At 61.1% G+C, this 5,699-nt stretch carries 5 protein-coding genes and 1 pseudogene; all 6 read left to right on the plus strand.

The features are described from left to right. A partial coding sequence (locus ACODTW_RS28105) for a hypothetical protein (protein WP_488949529.1) occupies positions 1-1,245 on the plus strand: 1,245 nt, incomplete at its 5' end. A gap of 31 nt (positions 1,246-1,276) precedes the next feature. Continuing rightward, complete coding sequence (locus tag ACODTW_RS28110; RefSeq protein WP_488949530.1) at positions 1,277-1,693, plus strand: hypothetical protein; 417 nt, start codon at positions 1,277-1,279, stop codon at positions 1,691-1,693. Between the two features lie 21 nt (positions 1,694-1,714). Next, positions 1,715-2,605: a hypothetical protein gene (locus ACODTW_RS28115; protein ID WP_488949531.1), complete on the plus strand. Its 891-nt coding sequence runs from the start codon at positions 1,715-1,717 to the stop codon at positions 2,603-2,605. Between the two features lie 85 nt (positions 2,606-2,690). Continuing rightward, complete coding sequence (locus tag ACODTW_RS28120) at positions 2,691-3,683, plus strand: S1 family peptidase (protein WP_488949532.1); 993 nt, start codon at positions 2,691-2,693, stop codon at positions 3,681-3,683. Between the two features lie 113 nt (positions 3,684-3,796). Then, positions 3,797-4,267 (plus strand): annotated as a pseudogene (locus tag ACODTW_RS28125) (helix-turn-helix domain-containing protein); the annotation flags it as partial. 87 nt (positions 4,268-4,354) lie between these two features. Beyond that, positions 4,355-5,699 (plus strand): IS3 family transposase gene (locus ACODTW_RS28130; protein ID WP_488949533.1). Its coding sequence is split into 2 segments (ribosomal slippage), with 1,346 coding nucleotides annotated over them: positions 4,355-4,691 and positions 4,691-5,699; the frame shifts between segments, so codons are not numbered across the junction. This gene is flagged as partial in the annotation.

Consider the following 5,699-nt stretch of genomic DNA (forward strand, 5'->3'; position numbering starts at 1 on the left):
GATCATTTCCAACGCCGACGTGTCGGGCGGCGAAGCGGTGATAGCGACCGGTCAGGTCAACAACCTCGTCACCCGGTAACGGCGCGTCTCAAGCAAGGAGCAAGGGCTATGCCGAAGTGGTCGAAACTCCGCATTTCGGGATTTGTTAAAATCCTACTGATGGCGTCCTCGGCCACTTTGGCGGCCTGCGCCAATACCAGCACCTTTCCCCGGGACTTTGCTGTCGACCTTCCGCCTCCCGTCGTGCGCGAGACGGATACATATGCCAGTACCCGGCTGAACTGCATCTCGAACAAGCTTGCCGCCTACAACAAAAGCCACCAATACAAGGTCGTCGTGGCTCCCGTCCGCAATGACGGCCCGCCCCAGGTGGGAGATGTTGTTCTACCCACCAATCTGCACCAGCGCGTGATCGGTGCGCTGTCCCGCATCACCAACGTCTTTTCTGCCTATGAGACGGAAAACCTCACCGGCGTCCGCGGCTATACCCTGACGCCCGGCGTTCCCGAGCGCCTGGCCATTGAAAGCGCGCTGGCCGGCGTGATTTCCCCCGCCATCGTGATCAACGGCTCCATCCTGGGAGCGGAACAGCGCACTGTGCTGCAGCAACAGGCCGAAGTCGGCATCGGCTCGGGCACCAAGGCCAAGGTCTATGCCGTCACCATTCAATTGAATGCCTTGGTGGCCAAAGATAACAGAATGATAACCAGCGTGTCGGGTGAGGTGGAGTTCTACGGTCAGGAAGCTGGTGTCTCAGCCTTTATCGTAATGGGTAAGAATTACGCAAAAGGCGAGACGTCATTTGTTCGCAACGCCCCCGTCGGGTACGCGCTGCAACTCCTGACCGATCATCTGGTATCGGAAATCATCACGCGCATTGCCAAATCGAATATTCAGATCTCCCTGGAAGAGTGCGCCTCGCTGGTCCCCTTCACGGACATGACCCGGGCTGCCGACACGACCGCCGTGGGTATCGCGGAGCAGGTAACCATCAACGTTCTCAAGGAAGGCGGCGGGTATTGCGCCTACATCGACCGCAAAGGGACGGCAGGTCAACCGGCAATCGTCAATCTGGTGCAGTACAAGGACGGAAATATCGCGATCAAGAGCAATAAAGGAGGCCTGAAACCCCATCTGAATACCACCTGCTTTCCAGCACACATCCTCGACCCCCTGACCAGCCATATGGAGCTCGCATATGAAATCGACGGCAAGATCCTGGCTAGCGCGTACATCACTCGCTAGCGCGGGCTTTGCGATCCCCATCCTGGGAGTGATGCCCGATACCGGGGCGCAGGAGGTGATCGGCACGGAGCGCTACACACAAGCCGACCGGTATGCCGATGAGATCATCGGAAATGCAAAGTCGCCCCGCATTGCGCTTCCGACCCTCAACAACACCTACCTCGATGTCCCCGTCACCGTGAAAAGTCCAAGTCCGGTCACCATCGTGACCAACAACCTGGCCGTCAATACCCGGCACGTCGCGGACAGCATGGTGAGGGTCGAGTGCACGCACGCCCATCAGCGGGTGCTGCTGATGGGCAACCGTGTCATGAACCTCGGAGAGATTGAGGCGTCCGGCGGCAACGGCAGTTCCATGGTCGTTATCGACTGCTCAAACGCCAATTCGGCAAGTATCGACGTCGTCGGCAATGTCGTGTTCAACGGCGGCGAAATAAGTGGTGATTAACCATCAGAACCGGAGGATAAAATGAAACAGTTCCTTATCTGGATCGGCTTCGGCCTTCTGGCGATCACGCTGACCGGGTGCTCGAACATCATGACCGAAGCGCGATCCACCTATGGTCCCACTGGTGGCGGTCTGAAGGACTTCAACATCGCGCTGCCTTTCCGGTCGGAAACGGCCAAGCCGGCACCTGAGCCGGTGCAGCAGACGGCACAGGCATCCACCACGAAGCCGCAGCCCCGCCAGAAGAGTTTCGAGGAGGTTCAGCTCGAGAAGCTGCGAACCATCGCGGAGGGAGACATCGCCGATGTCCGCCAGGTGTTCGCGTCCCGATACGAGCCGCAATATCCCGGCAGCAAGTTCGACGCCAAGGTGCAGGTCAACCGGAACTCCATCGAAGTGTCGTATCGCTGGGAAAGTCCCCGGACTTTCTTTCCGAACGGTGGATACCTGCTCTTCACCTCGGACAAGGCCGGTGGCCGTGAGGGGCTGGCCTATTCCGACCTGGTCATGACGCATATCGAGCAGATGGTGCAGCGCCTGAAGACCGATGCCTTGAATTTCAGCCTGCAGATCACCTATGGCGGCTCGGCGGACGCTTCGCCTCCCCGCGGCAAGGGCATTCCCTACAAGGGTGAGTTCGGGGAAATCAGCATCCCCGCCGCCATTGCGAGCATCAATGCGCAACCCACGAATATTCACATCGTTCCCGGCCAGTGGGTCAGCAATGAAGAGCTGGCGCTGCTGAGAGCCTACAGCCTGCGGGACGTCGTCCATCACCGGACCGCAGCCCAGTACATCTCATCGGAAATTTTCGAAGCACAGACGGCATCCCAGGTCGGCCGCGAATTCCGGTATGCAAAGCTCACGATCTCTCTCGTGCCCAAGGCCAAGGTCACATCTCCCAATAGCTGACATCGCAACGAAGCCCATGCCGAGGGGGAAGTCCCCCTCGGCCTCCCTCCTCCCCCCGTCCGTTCCAGCCGCACCGGAGATCGTCATGTGCCCTTGCCGCCAGGCCCGCACGCTCCTCGCTTCGATACTGTTCGCCGCGCCACTGCTCGGCGGTTGCGTGACGCCCCAGCCGGTGGCGGCAGACGCTCCGTCAGCCACCACCCCAACCGCCGCCGCGCAGAATCCGACGAAGGAGGCCAAGTCGAAGGCCGCACGCAATGCCTCCGAACCGGCAAGCGGACTCGGCGGCACCTACATCCAGATGCCGCCGCCAGCCCTGCCGGCGGAACCGGGCACCAGCTTGGGCGACAGGCACAAGATATTCTATTTCGTCAACGCGACGTCAACGACCAGGACGGCGCAGCCACCTGCCACGCCGAAGGACAACATTAAACCGGGTGCCGTGTCGCCGGAAACCGGTGATGGCAAAACCCCGGAGAAGCAGCCCTCGGGTCCCGTTCCTCCGCCCATCATGGTCACGCGGACCGTCCACAGTGACGGCATGGCCCTCGCGCTGGGAAAATCGGGCAAATCCTGCCGCTATCTGACCGCCGCACATGTCGTCGCCTCCGCCGATTCGATCAAGGTCGGCGCCTGGTCGGCAGCCGAAGGCAGCGTGACAAGCCGGCCTGCACATCTTGAATGGCAGTCCCCGTCGCTGGACATCGCCCTGCTGACGGTGCCCGATGACGGTTCCGAAACCTGCGAGGCCTCGTTCACCTTGAACGAGCATCCCAAGATCATGGAAAGTGTCTACGCTGTCGGACAGCCGGACCACCTGCGCGGCGCCGTCACGAAAGGCATCGTCAGTGCCTTCTGGGCAACCCCGGAGCGCGGGCCCATGATCATCAGTGATGTCCTCGTCCTGACCGGATTTTCGGGCGGCGCCCTGTACAACAGTTCAGGCGAGGTGCTGGGGATCATTACGGATAAATCCAATGATTACCGGTCATTAACCTTTGTTCTGCCTATTCGGGCCGCTTTGAACTCCCTTCCGTCGGCAGGTGACAAGCAGGTGGCCGCTGTGCTGATCGAGTAATGACCTGACAGTTATGACCACACCGGCGCTCGCGAGGGCGGGTGTGGCCATGTCGCCTCTGGTGAGGTTTGATGGAGTTGCTATCCACATCAACCCTATGACCGGAGCACGTCATGACCACGGCAGAGAAGGTAGCACGCCGCAAGCTGAGCATGCTGCAACTTGCATCGGAGCTTGGGAATGTCAGCAAAGCCTGCAAGGTGATGGGCTACAGCCGACAGCAATTTTATGAGATCCGCCGGAATTACCAGACCTATGGGGCGGCAGGTCTGATCGACCGGCTGCCGGGCGCCCGCGGCCCGCATCCCAACCGTGTATCGGCGGAGGTGGAGACGGCGGTGCTGGATTATGCCCTGTCCCATCCCTGCCACGGGCCGCTGCGGGTGGCCCAGGAACTGGCGCTGCGCGACATCCAGGTATCATCGGGCGGGGTGCGCGGCGTGTGGCAGCGCCACGGGCTGCTGACCAAGCATGAACGCCTGCTGCGCCTGGAAAAGAGTACGGCGGAACGCCAGATCACCCTGTCGGAGGAACAGGTCCGGCTGCTGGAACGCTTCAGCCCGGAATTCCGCGACCGGCATATCTGTCCGCCGTCAGCCCCTGTGGGACAAAATGGGCTGATTGTGTAAGGGAGGATTTCTGGCTCATCGTAGTGACCGAAGGGAACGCAGATGAGGCAGAAATCCATGGCGCCGAAATCGGGTGCCGAGCAGGTGGTCCGGGATATCCGGCGGCAGACGCGCAAACAATACTCGGCGGAGGAGAATATCCGGATTGTGCTGTCGGGCCTTCGGGGCGAGGACAGCATCGCGGAACTGTGCCGGCGCGAAGGCATCGCAGAGAGCCTGTATTACAGCTGGTCCAAGGAATTCCTGGAGGCCGGCAGGAAGCGTCTGTCGGGCGACACGGCCCGTCAGGCCAGCACGGGCGAGGTCAAGGACCTGCGGCGGGAGATGCGCGACCTGAAGGAAGTGGTCGCCGAGCTGACCCTGGAAAACCGCCTGCTCAAAAAAAGCATGATCGCGGATGGGGGCGACGAGGAATGAGATACCCCGCGTCTGAAAAGCTGGAGATCATCCGCCTGGTCGAGGCATCGCACCTGCCGCTGCGCCGAACCCTGGACAGGCTGGGCATTCCCGCCACCACCTTCTATCGCTGGTATGCGCGCTACCGGGCGCTGGGCGAAGGCGGCCTGGCCGACAGGACCAGCGCGCCGGGCCGGGTGTGGAACCGCATTCCCGACAAGGTCCGCCAGCAATTGATCGAACTGGCCCTGGAGGCGCCGGACCTGTCGCCGCGTGAACTGGCGGTGACATTCACCGACACCAAGGGCTATTTCGTCTCGGAAGCCTCGGTCTATCGGCTGCTGAAGGCCCATGACCTGATCACCAGCCCAGCCTTTGTGGTGATCAAAGCGGCCGAGAAATTCCGCGACAAAACCACCCGCCCCAACCAGATGTGGCAGACCGATTTCACCTATCTCAAGGTCATCGGCTGGGGCTGGTTCTACCTGTCGACCATCCTGGATGATTATTCCCGCTATATCGTCGCCTGGAAGCTGTGCACGAACATGCGAGCCGAAGACGTCACCGACACCTTGCCCCTGGCACTGGAGGCCTCGGACTGTGATCAGGTCGAGGTCGCGCATCGGCCCCGCCTGCTCAGCGACAATGGTGCGTCCTACATCGCCGGCGATCTGGCCGAATGGCTGGAAGACAAGGGCATGGATCATGTCCGCGGCGCCCCCAACCACCCCCAGACCCAGGGCAAGATCGAGCGCTGGCACCAGACCCTGAAGAACCGCATCCTGCTGGAAAACTATTTCCTGCCCGGCGACCTGGAAGCCAAAATCCAGGGCTTCGTCGACCATTACAACCACCGCCGATATCATGAAAGCATCGGTAACCTGACGCCGGCCGATGTCTATTTCGGCCGTGCCACCGCCATCCTGGAACGGCGCGCTAGAGCGTCGCGCTGTAAGTCGGAATCTGGGATTCCCTTTTGGTGCTGGATGTG

The organism is Niveispirillum sp. FG148, from assembly GCF_057809655.1.